Origin of the sequence: Tolypothrix sp. VBCCA 56010 (assembly GCF_050875635.1) — a bacterium.
In the GTDB taxonomy this organism is placed as follows: domain Bacteria; phylum Cyanobacteriota; class Cyanobacteriia; order Cyanobacteriales; family Nostocaceae; genus Hassallia.
This window is the reverse complement of record NZ_JBPAOH010000007.1, coordinates 84563-99789: the sequence shown is the minus strand read 5'-3', so window position 1 is coordinate 99789 and position 15227 is coordinate 84563. Positions and strand designations below refer to the sequence as shown.

At 42.7% G+C, this 15227-nt stretch carries 18 protein-coding genes; 11 read left to right on the top strand and 7 right to left on the bottom strand.

From position 1 onward, the window contains the following. Window positions 1–257 precede the first annotated feature (257 nt). Entirely contained in the window at window positions 258–929 is a 672-nt protein-coding gene (locus tag AABK37_RS04305) for a DUF1361 domain-containing protein (protein ID WP_432550365.1), read from the bottom strand. 49 nt (window positions 930–978) lie between these two features. After that, window positions 979–1143, bottom strand: a complete 165-nt coding sequence (locus tag AABK37_RS04300; protein ID WP_432550364.1) for an alpha/beta hydrolase — start codon at window positions 1141–1143, stop codon at window positions 979–981. A gap of 54 nt (window positions 1144–1197) precedes the next feature. On the opposite strand from AABK37_RS04300, the gene AABK37_RS04295 reads away from it, so the two are divergent. Then, window positions 1198–1329, top strand: coding sequence for a hypothetical protein (locus tag AABK37_RS04295; RefSeq protein WP_432550363.1), 132 nt, complete (start codon window positions 1198–1200; stop codon window positions 1327–1329). On the opposite strand, the gene AABK37_RS04290 is transcribed toward AABK37_RS04295, so the two are convergent. From AABK37_RS04290 to AABK37_RS04280, 3 genes are all read right to left on the bottom strand, one after another. Then, complete coding sequence (locus AABK37_RS04290; protein WP_432550362.1) at window positions 1318–2535, bottom strand: hypothetical protein; 1218 nt, start codon at window positions 2533–2535, stop codon at window positions 1318–1320. The genes AABK37_RS04295 and AABK37_RS04290 overlap by 12 nt on opposite strands. A gap of 360 nt (window positions 2536–2895) precedes the next feature. After that, complete coding sequence (locus AABK37_RS04285; RefSeq protein ID WP_432550361.1) at window positions 2896–4875, bottom strand: iron uptake porin; 1980 nt, start codon at window positions 4873–4875, stop codon at window positions 2896–2898. 223 nt (window positions 4876–5098) lie between these two features. Beyond that, window positions 5099–5575: a hypothetical protein gene (locus AABK37_RS04280; protein ID WP_432550360.1), complete on the bottom strand. Its 477-nt coding sequence runs from the start codon at window positions 5573–5575 to the stop codon at window positions 5099–5101. A 96-nt stretch (window positions 5576–5671) separates the two neighbouring features. Between AABK37_RS04280 and AABK37_RS04275 the strand changes: the two genes are divergently transcribed. The 5 genes from AABK37_RS04275 (at window position 5672) to AABK37_RS04255 (ending at window position 8932) form a co-directional block, all read left to right on the top strand. Next, the gene (locus AABK37_RS04275; protein WP_432550359.1) at window positions 5672–5785 is read left to right on the top strand and encodes a histidine kinase; all 114 of its coding nucleotides are present in this window, start codon (window positions 5672–5674) and stop codon (window positions 5783–5785) included. A 111-nt stretch (window positions 5786–5896) separates the two neighbouring features. Then, on the top strand, window positions 5897–6631 hold the full coding sequence (gene cbiM / locus AABK37_RS04270; protein ID WP_432550358.1) for a cobalt transporter CbiM: 735 nt from the start codon (window positions 5897–5899) through the stop codon (window positions 6629–6631). 13 nt (window positions 6632–6644) lie between these two features. Continuing rightward, entirely contained in the window at window positions 6645–7010 is a 366-nt protein-coding gene (locus tag AABK37_RS04265) for a PDGLE domain-containing protein (protein WP_432550357.1), read from the top strand. Window positions 7011–7143: 133 nt separating this feature from the next. Further along, window positions 7144–7920 carry a cobalt ECF transporter T component CbiQ gene (gene cbiQ / locus AABK37_RS04260; RefSeq protein WP_432550356.1) on the top strand — a complete coding sequence of 259 codons (777 nt, stop codon included), beginning with the start codon at window positions 7144–7146 and terminating at the stop codon, window positions 7918–7920. Between the two features lie 232 nt (window positions 7921–8152). After that, a complete protein-coding gene (locus AABK37_RS04255) occupies window positions 8153–8932 on the top strand; it encodes an energy-coupling factor ABC transporter ATP-binding protein (protein ID WP_432550355.1) in 780 nt (259 codons plus the stop codon). Window positions 8933–9136: 204 nt separating this feature from the next. On the opposite strand, the gene AABK37_RS04250 is transcribed toward AABK37_RS04255, so the two are convergent. Then, on the bottom strand, window positions 9137–10297 hold the full coding sequence (locus tag AABK37_RS04250; RefSeq protein WP_432550354.1) for a hypothetical protein: 1161 nt from the start codon (window positions 10295–10297) through the stop codon (window positions 9137–9139). Between the two features lie 139 nt (window positions 10298–10436). Then, window positions 10437–10631 carry a CbtB domain-containing protein gene (locus AABK37_RS04245; protein ID WP_432550353.1) on the bottom strand — a complete coding sequence of 65 codons (195 nt, stop codon included), beginning with the start codon at window positions 10629–10631 and terminating at the stop codon, window positions 10437–10439. Between the two features lie 322 nt (window positions 10632–10953). On the opposite strand from AABK37_RS04245, the gene AABK37_RS04240 reads away from it, so the two are divergent. The 5 genes from AABK37_RS04240 to AABK37_RS04220 all read left to right on the top strand — a co-directional run bounded on the left by AABK37_RS04240 (window position 10954) and on the right by AABK37_RS04220 (window position 15196). Next, a complete protein-coding gene (locus AABK37_RS04240; protein WP_432550352.1) occupies window positions 10954–11973 on the top strand; it encodes a multicopper oxidase domain-containing protein in 1020 nt (339 codons plus the stop codon). Between the two features lie 61 nt (window positions 11974–12034). Beyond that, the gene (locus AABK37_RS04235; protein ID WP_432550351.1) at window positions 12035–12259 is read left to right on the top strand and encodes a hypothetical protein; all 225 of its coding nucleotides are present in this window, start codon (window positions 12035–12037) and stop codon (window positions 12257–12259) included. Between the two features lie 122 nt (window positions 12260–12381). Next, window positions 12382–13425, top strand: coding sequence for a helix-hairpin-helix domain-containing protein (locus tag AABK37_RS04230; RefSeq protein WP_432550350.1), 1044 nt, complete (start codon window positions 12382–12384; stop codon window positions 13423–13425). 214 nt (window positions 13426–13639) lie between these two features. Next, window positions 13640–14074: a ferritin-like domain-containing protein gene (locus AABK37_RS04225; protein WP_432550349.1), complete on the top strand. Its 435-nt coding sequence runs from the start codon at window positions 13640–13642 to the stop codon at window positions 14072–14074. A 159-nt stretch (window positions 14075–14233) separates the two neighbouring features. Further along, complete coding sequence (locus tag AABK37_RS04220; protein ID WP_432550348.1) at window positions 14234–15196, top strand: FTR1 family iron permease; 963 nt, start codon at window positions 14234–14236, stop codon at window positions 15194–15196. Window positions 15197–15227 lie beyond the last annotated feature (31 nt).

Below are 15227 nucleotides of genomic sequence, written 5' to 3'. Positions count from 1 at the left end.
AGAAGCTCTGCTTCTTGTTGCCAGATATCACAGATTTTTCTTAAATAACAGCGGTTCAAATAAAACCATTTTTATTTGATTTGATTTTATTTTTTTAATCAGATAATATTCATGATAATTGGGTAAGCGACTTGTTCGCCTTGGTCTGTGACAAAAGAAGGAACTGCGAACCCAAAGGGTAATTAGTAATCGAAAATTGTCAATTGCAAATTTGCCTGTTTGTCTCCATCCCATCTAAAAATCTCAAATCAGCAAACTTATCCAGCGTTGTGGGTGTTAGGATTCGATGAGCGTGACTTAATATCTACCCCATTGTGCGGTTGCCTAAGAAAACTCAAAATCACTTTTTTCATCAGCCAGTGCAAGGCTGTTAGTATGACAAAAGTGATGGTGATAATCACCAAAGGCTGTTTTCCAAGAATTTCCTCTATGCCTTTGGTGATTATGGCATCCGGTTGCGTAATAAAATCCCAACTGTTGAAACGCAAAAACCGTCCCCAATAAATACCAACGGCATTGAAAGCATGGGTAATTAACTCAACCCCCAAAATCCACTGGCTTTTGCCAATGCGGTGTAAGTAGTAACCCCAATTAATTAAAGATATTACATAAGCTGCAAATCCAGCCGAAATCACCAGCAAATATACCGGAATTATCACTAGAGTAATCATCCATACCGATGGAACTGAGCGGATATCATGTATGAGGTGAATGACATCAGTTAATAAATAAGGCGCATTCGGTAAAAAAGCGAAGAACACCAGGAATCCGAACCACCAAACCCAAGAACGTCCGCGACGAGTGCGAAACAACCAAACACTCAAAGCCAAAGGTATAAAAGCCAGAAATAAGTTCCAAGTCATCCAGCCCATATTTCTTTGTAAGACTTGCATGAGTGTGGGTATTAATTCAAAAAGTTGTCCTTTCATATACATTTCCGAAGAAAAGGTGTGATTGACACTATTTTAAGGGGTGCAATTAGCTGCTGTGTTGTTTTTCTTGCCAAACTGTGCGTATTCGGGATTTCCAGAGTTTTAGTGGGGAGTGGGGAGTGGGGAGTGGGTAATGGGGAATGGGGAATGGGGAATGGGCAATGGGCAATGGGCAATGGGCAATGGGCAATGGGCAATGGGCAATGGGCAAAGAAAAATTTCCTACTCCCTACTCCTACTCCCTACTCCCTATTCTTTCTGGGGAATGGGGAATGGGGAATGGGTAATAAAAATAATTACTAATAACCAATTCCCAATGCCCAATGCCCAATGCCCAATGCCCAATTCCCAATTACCAATTACCAATTCCCAATTTGCAATTCCCCTAACGCAGTAGCACTCGACTGCGCGGACCAATAGTTTGTTTGGGTGCAGATGGTTTTGTGGGGCAATTTACATCTTTGCGCGAACAAATACTTGAGGCAAGACTTAAAGGATGGAGTGCCGAAGAATTACCGTTACTGAATTCTACATTAGGTTCAGCAGAGGGTGAGGGAGAATTTGATGTTGCGATCGCTTCTGGTATCGGCGATATAATCTCACTACCAATCGGTGTACCACCACCGACATCAATCGGTGTACCGCTACCGTTACTAATCGGTGTACCACCACCAGTCACAATCGGTGTAGCACCAGCAGCAATCGGTGTAGCACCACCAGTCACAATCGGTGTAGCACCAGCAGCAATCGGTGTAGCATCACCAGCATCAATTGGTGTAGCACCAGCAGCAATCGGTGTGGCATCACCAGCATCACTACGGGGAGTGATGGGAGTTGCACCTGCGGGAATAGTGATGAACAACTTTATCAGAGGCGCATTAGTCATTTTCAAGGAGGTGACGGTTGGCTTACCTGGTATATCCGACTTGAAATCAAAGACTGTAGGGGTAGCACTACCATTACTTTGGCTATATCGCGGTCCTTGTCCAGTTACTCTAAAAGTACCTTGATACTGCTGTCCGGTTTTTGGATCGGTGACAATGCCGGTGTAAAGCGCTTTTTTTAACCCAAACTCATCTTGAACTACAGCTTCAAATTTGGTTCCGGGCAATTTTCCTTGATAATTATAGGATGTCAAGTCACCGCTTGAAAGTGCTGGCGAAGTCAGCAAGCCATCAAATGAGACAACCGGAATGCCTTTAAAGTCAACGAAGTAATGCAGACTGCCATCGGCGCGAGTTTGTACCTTCACATAGTTAGAAGTGTACAAAGGTACTCCTTGGCGGGAATAAGTACCCTTGGAATTTGTATCTACACGAGTAACCACCCGGTTGAAGTTCGGATTAAATTTGGGAAGTTGGATAGTACCTGATAAAGTGCCAGTGCTTTGAATTGTGATTTGAGCGTCAGCACATTCTGAAGAGAAACCGATAATGGCTGCGGCTATACTGCTAGTAATAATTAGTAGTCCATTAAAGGAATTTTGATGGGTGAATAATGTAGTAAGGACTTTAGTCCTTGATTTGAGCGCTGAAGCGCTCACTACGAAACTCTTAACTTGGGAGTTGGATTTGGTTTTAATTGCTGATGATTTTAATTGCATTGAAAATTTCCTTGATTAATATGCAAAAAAAAATCACGCATGTTTTTACAGCAGGGGAATCTCTGCTTTAATTGCGTGATGAAAATGAAAAACTGACCGAGAACGGGTGTAGGGTGTGGGGTGTGGGGTGTGGGGGGTAGAAGAGGGGGGTGTCGAGAGCAGGGTGTGTTGTTTGACCACACCCTTCTTCTGCACACCCCACACCCTACCCCCTACCCCCTTCTTTGGTGTCCTTGTCTTTGCGCCCCTCCATTTATGGATGGGGTTCCCCACACCCTACCCCCTACCCCCTACCCCCTTCTTCTTTGACTACACCCGTATGCAATTAGTGCATTTATTTACATTTACATCCGTACAGAATTAAAACCGGAATGTTGCTCTTAATGCCCCTACTACCAAGCGATCGTTAGCAGCGTTGTGATCTGGATTGAAAATCACAAAGACACCCGGAGTGAGAGAGATATTGTCATTGAGTTGGGCGCGATAAAAGAGTTCTACGTGCAGTGATGTGTCGTCGCGTCCACCCGCTGTACCTCCTTCAGAAAAGTTGGGAAAATTGAATCCTTCAGGTAAGGAACTAGAAGTAATTTTCGGGGGTTGTCCGACGAGAATGCCGCCCAAATTGCCGGAACGCAGTAAATTGGGAAAGGCAGCGAATACCATCCAGTTTGTAGTTTCCACACTTCCAGAGAGATTGACTGGATTTGAGTGAGTCCAGCCTCCCCAACCGCCTAAGTTAAAATTGGGATTAATGCGCCATGCGACGGTAGCGCCGACAGCATGGGTATTAAAAGCTGTCGCAGGTGCAAAAGGGGAAATTAACTGAGCATCGCCGATACCGGTTCCCAGTAAGCCATCGGGAGAGTGGGAGAAAAGATAATGCAGCCCAACATCGATGTTATTGGTGGGTGCTACAGTTAGTTGAGCGCCGGCGGTATATCTGCCGCCAAAAAGTCCGCCAGCCTGGATATTACCGGGAAAGCTGGGAATTTCAGCACTATAAACGCCTTGTAAACTGAGGCGATCGCTTATTTGCCAGTCAAAGCCAACACCGCCAGTACCGTTACCAATTGCCAAAATCGGGTTACGCTGACCTAATAAAGAAATTGCTCCCTCTCCATTCCCTTCTAGAGGGTTAATACCGCGAAAGGTGTTCGTAGGATTGACACCCACCGTACCGACAATAATTCCCAAGTTGTCTGAAACCGGAAATCGATAAGATAAATCACTGATATATAAATCGTTATTTGTATTTGACTCAAAACCCAACCGCCCCATATTGTTAAATACTGAGGACGCAGAAGAATTTAAATTTCCCGAACTCAGCCCAGTTAACAGTAAATCTTGCCCTGTAAACGAAGTCGCGAGGGTTAGTTGCACGCTATTGGCAAAAGTCAGATTCGTTTCTGCCTTGCGTTCTGGCACTTTATCTCTAGGAAACAAATCGACATCAGCGCTATTCGTTCCCTGGAGGCTAAAAATAGCTTGCCCAAATAGTCGCGTCGTGGTGGAAAACTGATTTGCTTGTATTTCGCTAGTCTGGCTTTCTAAATTGTCTACCCGAGAAAGAACTTGTTTTAACTCTGCTTGAAACTCAGTTTGCAAGCGTTGCAGCTCGATTAAATCCTCATCTTTAACAGTATTAGCTGTATTGTTAGTTATTAATTTATTAATCTGCTCCAGACAATGCTGTAAACCAGCTGCAAATTCATAACGATTGATAGCGGTGTTGCCTAGATAAGTCCTATTTGGATATCCAGCAATGCAGCCATAGCGTTCTACCAGAGATTGCAAAGCAGCAAAAGCCCAATCTGAAGGTTGCACATCGTCCAGTTGTGACACCGATGTGACTTGAGACATTTCGGGGGATGGAGGGAGTGGAGGAGGGGGGGAGGGGGAGAGGGGGGGAGGGGGAGATGGGGAGATGGGGAGATGGGGAGATGGGGAGAAAGAATTATTCTCATTGTCCCCCTTGTCCCCTTGTCCCCTTGTCCCCTTGTCCCCCTTGTCTCCCTTGTCCCCCTTGTCTCCCTTATCTCCCTTGTCTCCCTCATCCCCTACTTGAACAAAGGAGCCTTGAGAGGGAATTTTTTCTCTAATTTTATTAAGTATATTTTGATGCTCTGGTTTTAACGCTGATTGGACGGTTTGGAGACTTGCATCTGGTTGTATCAATTCAGGTGGTGTGATTTGGGTCGGTGGGACAATTTTCTTTGCCTCACTCTGTTTTGACTGCTGCACCACATTATCTGACTCAACTAATGGCTGTTCAGGTAATTTGGGCGGAAATGCTTGCCCAGCAGTTAACACGCCTGCCATCAGCAGACCGATATCGCTCATTGTATTTCACTTTACTAACACCAATATTTCTCTTGACAGACAAAATTGGTGTATTTCAGGAATATTTCGTAGTTAAAAAGTATAAAAAATACTAATAGTTGAGTATGCTAACTGCTTTTTTGCCATTAGCTATTAGCCCTTCGGGTTCGCCAGTCGCCTCAACGCGGGGAACCCGCGCACGGCGCTGGACTCACCATTACCAATGACTGATTACCTAGATAAATTACTCAGGTTGGCTACAGTACTTTTTCACTTCAGCTTCTAAAGCATCAGACTGTTTAGCCGTAGTTTCGGCGGATGTCAATGCGGTATCGATATCTGTTCTGGCTTTTTGTATTTTTTCTCTACCAGATTGAGAGGCTTGTGCTGTTTTAGCTGAACCAAGAGCTTTACCTGCTTTGGTTATCTGTTTGCCGAGAGTGTCAAACACTTTCACAAATTTGTCTTGATATTTTTTCAGTTCGGGGTCTGGTAGGTTCATTTGCTTGAGCGATTTGGTGACAGCTTCGAGATCGGACGCGAGTTTCAAACTGGTTGTCACCTGCTGACCTTTATTTTTGTCAATCAGAGCATTTCCTTCACTAACAGCCTTCATCAGGCGATCGCACTGAGCAACTTTGCTGTTATCGCAACCACTGAGCAACAAAGCGATGCTCAGACCAACAGGAATAATAACAATATGTTTACGCCAAACCAACATTAATACCTCACCACTAATCAAACCCAAATAATAATACCCATTGATTCTGTAATTTTTATCAGTTTTCCGGTCAATCCCTAGAGGGGGAGTGGGGGAGTGGGGGACAAGGGAGACAAGGGGGACAAGGGAGACAAGGGGACAAGGGAGACAATGAGAATAATTCTTTCCCCCCCTCTCCCCATCCCCCCATCCCCCCATCCCCCCACTTAAGTAAAAATGCCCCCCCATAGGATTGAATTATGGGGAAATTCTCAGTTAATGTCGAATGTTGCGTATATTGCCTAACCTGACTAAAAAAGTCTTTAGATTACGGAAATAATTGTGTTTGCTTTTATTACATATTCAAGCTGGCTGCACTGGATAACTCAGCCCCAGTTAGCCCTGCACATCCCCGATGGCTTTCTGAATTTACCTATTATCGCTGTGACATGGGTAATTGCGATCGCTTTGATTGCACTCGCGCTTAACAAAGCGCAGGCAGAATACCAAGAACGAGCTGTACCCCTAATGGGTGTATGTGGCGCTTTTATCTTTGCGGCTCAAATGATAAATTTCCCTATTCCTGGAGGCACTTCCGGACACCTTTTAGGTGGAACGCTGGCAGGTGCTTTGTTGGGTCCTTGGGCTGGCTCTTTGGTCATGGTGGCGGTGTTTATCGTCCAGAGTGTAATATTCCAAGATGGCGGCTTGACTGTGCTGGGCGCCAACATTTTTAATATGGGGTTGATTGGCACGTTTGGTGGTTATTATCTATACAAAGCAATTCGGTTTGCCATAGGTGGCAATAAATTGTCAGGAATGCTAATTGCCGCAGCTGTTGCAGCTTGGACAAGTGTAATGGTTGCCTCTGTTGTATGTGCTGTAGAACTAGCTATATCTGGAACAGTTCCGTTAACTGTGGCTTTGGCTGCAATGGCATCATGGCACGTACTAATCGGTATTGGTGAGGCAGCAATCACCGTAGTAGCTCTTTCGTTTATTTGGCGGACTCGACCGGATTTATTTTACGATCCGCCACGTAAGGCTGTTGTTTCTCGTCCTCTGTCGCGTTATTAATAGGAATTCAACTATGAGTAATGATACGCGATCGCGCAATCGTGCTTTTGTAATAGCTGGTTTGGGTATTGCTTTGCTAATTGCAATTTTTCTTTCTCCCTTTGCTAGTAAAAACCCTGATGGCTTGGATCGAGTCTCCCAGGATCTCAAATTTGAGGATAAAGCACATGAAGATGCACCAGCTAAAAAGCTACCCTTCTACGCTGTTTTTGATGAATATGCCCTCAGAGGTGTACCGGAAGCTGTAGCTACTCCCATCGCTGGCTTAGTCGGAACTTTAGCCGTTTTTGGCTTGGCTTGGGGAATTGGCAAACTAGTTGTACGTGGTTCAACTTCATCTCATCGTGAGTATGATGAATCCCGGTATACGGATGATTGAGAATAAACCACATGAAAAAAGAGGGGGAAAGGGGAAAGGGAAGAAGAGAAAGCTTTTTTATTCCTTTCCCCTCCTCAAGTTTTCCTTGTTTTTGTCAATCCAAAATCCAAAATCTCAAATCCAAAATTCTTAGATGCTGCTGCATATTGGGGCATTAGCGCTTGATGTTAATAGTAAACAGATTACTCCCTGGCACAAACTCGCCCCCCGCACTCGGATACTATGTACATTGCTGCTTGTGTTTGCAATTGTCCTAACACCAAATGGACATTGGTGGACTTGGGCGATTTATGGCTTGGCTGTGGCAAGCGTTTTATTACTCAGTAAAGTCACCTTCAGCGTGCTGCTAAAACGTTTAGCAGTTGAGTTGGGTTTTGTCGGTGTTGTGCTTTTGGGTACTTTGTTTCGAGGCGGTGGTACAGTGCTTTGGGCTTGGGGTCCGTTGCAAATTACTACAGTCGGGCTAACTGTCTTAGGTAGTGTCACTACTAAGGCGCTGCTATCTTTACTGATGTTGAATTTGTTAACTTTAACAACTTCGGTATCGGCGTTGCTTAATGCTTTAATCGAACTGCGAACCCCACCGCTGTTAGTCGCAATTTTGGCTTCAATGTATCGCTATATTGGTGTGTTGATCGGTGAGTTTAACATTATGCGACGGGCAGCAGCATCACGCAACTTGATGAACAGCAATCGTACTATTCGCTTAGTAGTTGGTAATATGATCGGAGCGCTATTTATCCGCACTTACGACCGAGGAAACCGCGTTCATCAAGCGATGCTATCGCGAGGTTATCAAGGAATATTACCGATAGAAAAATTACCACAAGCAGGACGAAATGATGCGATCGCTTTAACTTTGACGCTCATTTTAGCACTACTTGGACAAGCTGTTTATTTGATTTTGTAATTTGTTGGTGGTTAGTGGGAGCGTTGTTAGTTGTTAGTTGTTGGTTGGTTGTTATTTGTTGGTTGTTGGTGGTTAGTGGGAGCGTTGTTAGTGGTTAAAAAAACTCCTAACTCCTACTCCTAACTCCTAACTCCTAACTCTACCCACTATCAACTATCAACTATCAACTATCCACTATCTACTATCAACTATCAACTATCAACTATCCACTAACTAATATCAGATTATATTAATGCATCATAATCCCATAATAATCAAAAATCTTAGTTATACCTACCCTGATGGAACTCAGGCTTTAAAAAAAATTAATCTATCTATCGAAGCTGGGGAGAAGGTAGCATTAATTGGGGCGAATGGTTCGGGAAAATCTACGTTGCAGTTTCACTTAAATGGAATTACTTTACCTCAAGAAGGAGAAGTAATTATTGGTGAATGGTTAGTAGTTCCTGACAATTTGCGAGAAATTCGGAATTTTGTCGGATTGGTTTTTCAAAATCCAGATAATCAGCTATTTATGCCCACAGTATGGGAAGATGTTGCTTTTGGTCCGATGAATTTGGGTTTGCGAGACGAAGAACTTAAAAATCGCGTTATAAAGGCGATGGCTGCGGTTGATATCGATCCAGAATGGTTTGGGCAACGCAATACAGATAATTTGTCTGGAGGGGAAAAAAAACGGATTGCGATCGCAGGGGTTTTAGCGATGAATCCGCAGGTTTTGGTATTGGATGAACCTTCTGCTCAATTAGATCCGCGATCGCGTCGTCAGTTAATTGATTTGTTACAAACTTTGCCTTTTACTCAACTAATTGCTACCCACGATTTAGATTTGGCTTTAGAACTTTGTTCCCGCACTGTTGTATTGAGTCAAGGACAAATTGTTTTCGATGGTGAGACTGAGCGAGTAATGAACGATTCAGAATTTTTGCTAGCTCACGCTTTAGAACCTCCACTCAGCTACAGTCGTCCTTACTGTTTAATTGAACATGCACCGATTAGGATTAAATGTTAGTTGTTGGTTGTTAGGTATTAGTTGATGGTTGTTAGGAGTTAGTTGTTAGTTGTTAATTGATGGTTGATGGTTGTTAGGAGGTAGTTGTTGGTTGTAAAAAATTACTCCTACCCACTACCCACGTACAGACACGATGTTCCTCGCGTCTCTACTACCCACTAACCACTAACTACTATCCACTAAGCACTTGCGATAAGTTTGTATTTATTCTGCTCTTACTTGTGGTTTTCGTCGTTGTATTAACAATCCGATCGCCATCCCAATGCCGACAATAGTAGTAAAGTAAAATAAACTAATCAACCGGATATAAATTGGTGGCGCAATTCCCTCAACTTCAACTGACTGTGCCACTTTTATCGGTGAAAATTGACGGTTAGATCCAGGGATGGGAGTTGCTTCTACCTCAATTTTATGGGGTGAACCATCAAAAAATTGTTCCTGCCATGTTAACTTGCCTTTATCGGGAACTCCGTTGTAGGTAAAGACTGTTAAACCATGTTCTAAAGCGATCGCTTTCACTTGCAATGCTACATCGTTTATGAGTTGTCCTGTTGTCGTATCCTTCACCTGTAGCCCTAAATTCGCAACTTTTCCTACAGTGGCGTTTTTATCTCCCTCAATACTGACTTCTAACCCCTGAGATTTTTGAATTGATGGGGCGATCGCTTCCGTAGTGTTTGAGTGTTCGCTACCGTGAGCATCTGCAACTTCTGCGCTAATGTCAATAAACAATAGCGTCACTATAGCCACTACTGTCAACCCACTTAACAACAGACGTACTGACTGCGGTGCAATTTCTCCTTCTCGCAATTTTTCTTGTCCGCCGATAACCCAACCACCGACTAATCCAACTGATAGTAAAATAGCTGCAACAACAGCAAAATATTTAAATTTTATGGGATTTTCTCGAACTTTCAGATTCAAAGTTTGCTTGTATGCAGCAAAAGTATTTCCTACCAAAGGCGAAACATTCACCCGCAACTGATAGTTACCACGAATCGGTAACATCTGCTGAATTTCCAGCTTTCCATCAGGTGCAGCTGCATTCATTTCCAGCAATTTAGTTCCCTCAACTATCGGGAAATCTGTTGTCAACCAAAAGTTGCGCGGCGGTGTCAATATTTGTAAGTTTATTAAAGCACCCTTTAAAGGTTTACCCGCAGCATCAACAGCTTGTAGCGTCAGAGTAACGGGAGATTGTGGTCTTTTTGCTTCTGCTTCAAAGGGAAGAATACGCTCTAAAGGTGGGTTAGTGGTAAGTTCCACTCTCGGTGCTGGAGTTTGAGAAACCCCCACAAACGAATAAAAAATTGACAAGGTGATACAAACAGCGCTGATAACCCCAAACAGACGATATTTTTTCATAAAACCTTTTTTGAAAATTCGCAAGTTAGGAGTCAGAAAACTTGTGTATTCTAGCTTCTGACTCCCGACTATTTTACATCACCTAAAATTATTTCCAGCTAAATCTAATGCATCTGAAAAATCTCGCAAATGTGATAATTTAGTGACATGCAACTCCTAAAGTATGGTGACGTGTTGAGTGCGTTGCGTCGTGAACCGCAGGATAGGTGGAGAAGAAAAAAGTCCAGATAACCAAAGAAGATAGTAGCATGTAAAGCGTTACCTGTACTGGCTTGGAGAGAGTAATATTTACGGTCTTTTGCAGCGCTGAAGGACGAGAAAAAGTTTCAGTCATTTTTGACCTTCCAGAATTAGTTTTGGTAATTTATCTATCAAAACAGTTTAGCAAAAACCTTTTGTATCGGCATTTATAAACAAGATAATTAAGTATATACATAATATCTGTAACTAATCTTTGTTTCTCCTACGAGAAAGTACTTAAGTACAATAAAAATTTCAACTTTGCCCAATGTAAGCTTGCATTTTTTGAGAAACTAAATTTACTGCCTCAAATAGCGATATAAGACAGTAATTGACAAAAATTATTGATTTCGATAATATACATAGGTAAATTGCAAAAAAATTGCAAACTTATTTGGGCGCTAATTGGAAATTCCATGCCTAACAATTTTGCTTTGGGGCAAGAAAACCTTTGGAGCCGCCGTCAACTGCTGAAGCTGGGATTAGCTGGTGCGGGTGTGGCTGGGGCGACGGCACTTTGGCAGACGTTGAACGCACAAAGTAAGTCAATTGTCAAGATACCGCCGATGGAGGCGCTCGCACCAACAACTGCTGCTAACCCGATGCAGGTGCTCCGGAATTTTGATTATGGTACGGTAAAAAAAGAAAATGGACGCACTATCCGCGAATTTCGCTTAAGTGCAGGGACTTCCGTCATTCAGCTAAATAGTGTTGTGTCTTACAACATCTGGGATTTAAATGGTCGGATTCCAGGACCAACACTGAGAGCAAAACAAGGCGATCGCGTGCGCGTATTGTTCTACAATAAAGCCGGACATTCTCACTCTTTGCATTTTCACGGTGTCCACCCGGCAGAAATGGATGGTATTCGTCCAGTTAGCAACGGTAGCGCCACAATTTATGAATTTGACGCAGAACCTTATGGCGTTCATTTGTACCATTGCCATATTGAACCAGTGACCCGTCACATTGCCAAAGGTTTATACGGAATGTTTATCATCGATCCACCCAAACCCCGTCCGCCGGCGGATGAAATAGCTTTAATTATGGCTGGGTATGACATCAATGATGATAACCGCAATGAGTTTTACGCCTTCAACGGTCAGCCGCATTATTACATGGATAATCCGATTAAGATTTATCAAAATCAGTTGATTCGGCTGTACGTCCTCAACATTATTGAATTCGATCCGGCTGTTACTTTTCACCTCCACGCCAACTTTTTTGATGTCTATCGCTATGGAATGACTCTTACACCCAGCGAGAAAAGTGATGTAATCACGATGGGTATAGCGGAAAGACACATCTTAGAATTTGCCTTTCGCTATCCGGGTAAGTACATGTTTCATCCGCATCAAGATGCGATCGCCGAAAATGGCTGCATGGGTCAATTTGAAGTAGTCGCGGACAGCAAAAACGCGATTTCAACAACTTAAGGGTACTAGGGACTGGGGACTGGGGACTGGGGACTGGGGAATAGGAAAAGAATTATTACCAATGACGGCAGGTGCTTCAACGCGACGGCACTTCCTTAAAGTCGGCAAAGCCGCCCAACGGAGTGCCTTGGGAACCCGCGCAACGCACTGCCTCCCCAATGCCCATTGCCCTATGCCCAATTCCCAATTTCTCAAATTAAATGTGTTGCATTATACTCTGCATCAAATTAGGGCAGAGCCGAAATTATTTGAAAAAATTATTGAAGTTACAGTTAAATTTTCTTAATTAGTTGATAAAAAATATCATTATATGCAAAAGTAAATTCTACGACTAGATGTAAAACTAACATGCTGTTGCTAGCTGACAAAGTTTTAATTAATACCTTTCAAACGTGTTTTGGAGCAAAAATGATCAAAGTTCGTTACATTTTTTTGGCTGTTGCTGCTTGTGCTATAGTTTCCCTGAGTTCCTGTAATGCAGGCACACCAACCGCAGAGAATACAGGAGCCCCTGTTGCCAATAGCCCCCAGGCAAGCGAAGCAGTAAGTAATAATAGTCACAGCGGTCACGGCAGCAAAAATCAAATAAATATCAACACTGCGATATTGTCCGAGTTGGATAAGTTTGAAGCAAAGCTAGCAATACCAGCATTATCAAACAAAATTCAAGCTAATCGTCCTTATGCCTCACCAGAAGAATTAGTATCCAAAAAGGTGATTAATCAAGAGCAGTTTAATCAAATTAAAGATTTGGTGACTGTTCAAGAGGTAGTACTTACCGGTGAAGCAAAAGATGTTGACTATATGAGTAAATTGGGCTTGATGAAAGGGCATCTTATAGTAGCAAAAGAACTACTAGATCAAAATCAGCCCAAACAAGCAGAACCTCATATTGGGCATCCTGTTGAAGAGATTTATGTTGATGTAGAAGACCAACTAAACGAACGTAAAGTAAAAGAATTTAAAACAACTTTAGTAAGTTTGCAAGATTTAGTAAAATCGAATCCGAAAGCAGCCAAACTAAAAACGGATTTTACCTCTTCAATGCAAGCAGTAGATGGTGCGATCGCTGCTTTACCAGAAGCGCAACGCTCAAAAACCGGATTTGTACTACAAAGCATTAATGAGCTATTAGATGCGGCAAACTCAGAATATGGTGCAGCGATCGCTAACAACAAAATATCTGCGGCAATAGAATATCAAGACTCTCGTGGTTTTGTCATCTACGCCAACGAATTATACAAAGGTATTTCTAGCCAAATGGCGAAAGACTTTCCGGAAGCACATAAAGCCATTGAAACAAGTATGGCTGAACTAACAAAAGTTTGGCCCTCCGCTATTCCTCCAGCTGCACCGGTGAAAACCCCCAATGATGTTACCAAGCTAGTGAAAACTATTGAGCAAAACTCTCAAACCGTGATTGATAAATCAAGCACCCAAGCGCAGCGATAGCAGTTTTACTTAATTCTTAATAGCAAAATTGAGGAGTTTAAAATTAGCTTAGAAGTGAGAATTAGTTAGGTAGAGACGTTCCACTGGAACGTCTCTACATTCGAGTGGAACGTCTGTACAAAAGTTATGAGTTATACTTTTAACTCCTAATTCTTCACTTATAACTCCTAACTAATTCTCATTACTCTCCACACATCACTTCAATTAACGCAAAATGCAAGAGCTTGACCAGAAAAAGACCATCGACTTACTCAACGCCATCATGGAATTTGAACTAGCCGGAGTAGTCCGCTACACTCATTATTCTCTGATGGTTACAGGTCCCAACCGCATTCCTATCGTGGGTTTTTTCAAAGCGCAGGCTAGCGAGTCTCTACTTCATGCTGAACAAGTGGGAGAAATACTCACAGGTTTAGATGGACACCCCAGCCTAAAAATTGCGCCGATGGAAGAAACTTACAAGCATTCAGTTAAGGATATCTTGACAGAAAGCTTATCCCACGAAAAGAAGGCTCTGGATTTGTATAAAAGTCTGCTGGAAACTGTCACCGATGCCAGCATTTACTTAGAAGAATTCGCCCGTAATATGATAGGACAGGAAGAGATGCATAATCTCGAACTGAAAAAAATGTTACGCGATTTCAGCTGAGAAAAGTGAGGAGTGAGGAGTTATGAGGAGCGGAATTAATTAAAACTACTAACTCCTAACTCCTAACTAAGAAAAAGTGAGAAGTTATAAGTTAAGAATTAAAACTACTAACTTTTAACTTTTAACTTTTAACTACTAACTACTAACTACTAACAAACGATGAATTTTACTACTGCCTTACCGACTTTTGTAATTACACTCCGAGAAGGAGTAGAAGCTGCGCTTGTTGTCGGGATTGTGCTAGCTTTGCTAAAAAAAGCCAAGCAATCTCAACTCAACTCTTGGGTGTATGCTGGTGTGGGCGTTGGTATTGCCCTGAGTGCGCTGGTAGGTGTGTTGTTGAGTTGGGTAACGATCGCGCTAAGTGCGGCAAATCCGCAATACGCATCGGTGACAGAGGTTTTGCTAGAGGGATTTTTCTGCGTATTAGCGATCGCTATGCTCAGTTGGATGCTCATCTGGATGACCAAACAAGCCAGATTTATGAAAGCTCAAGTTGAGGGAGCTGTCACAAGCGCTCTCAAAGCAGATAAGAATGCCGGGTGGGGCGTTTTTTGGTTAATTTTGATTGCCGTTCTTCGCGAAGGTTTTGAAACAGTTTTCTTTCTCGCTGCCAATTTTCAACAAGGATTCGTGCCAGCTTTCGGTGCTGTTAGCGGTTTAGTTGCGGCAATTGGTATTGGTGTGCTGATGTTTAAATGGGGTGTAAAAATTAACATCAGGCAATTTTTCCAGGTGATGGGCATTTTTTTGGTATTGATTGTTGCCGGTTTGGTAGTGACGGCACTGCAACGCTTTGATGAAGCTGCTGCTGCTTTGGCATTAAGCGATCGCGCTTCCCAAAGCCTTTGTTTTTATTACGAACGCTTTACCAAAGTCCATTCTTGCATTTTGGGTCCGATGGTTTCAAATACCTCGAAAATCTTACCTGATGAACAATTCCCAGGCATTATTCTCAAATCATTATTTGGCTACAGAGATCGTCTTTATCTCGTGCAAGCAGTAGGTTATGTAGTATTTTTATTGACTATAGGCGGTGCATATTTGCGTAGTATTACAGGTGGTAATAGCGGGAAAAATCAGCCAGTTAAACAAAAATCTATGAGTTCTAATTCAGATTAAAAAAGTCTGCTGTGACAAACGAGAAGTCGGG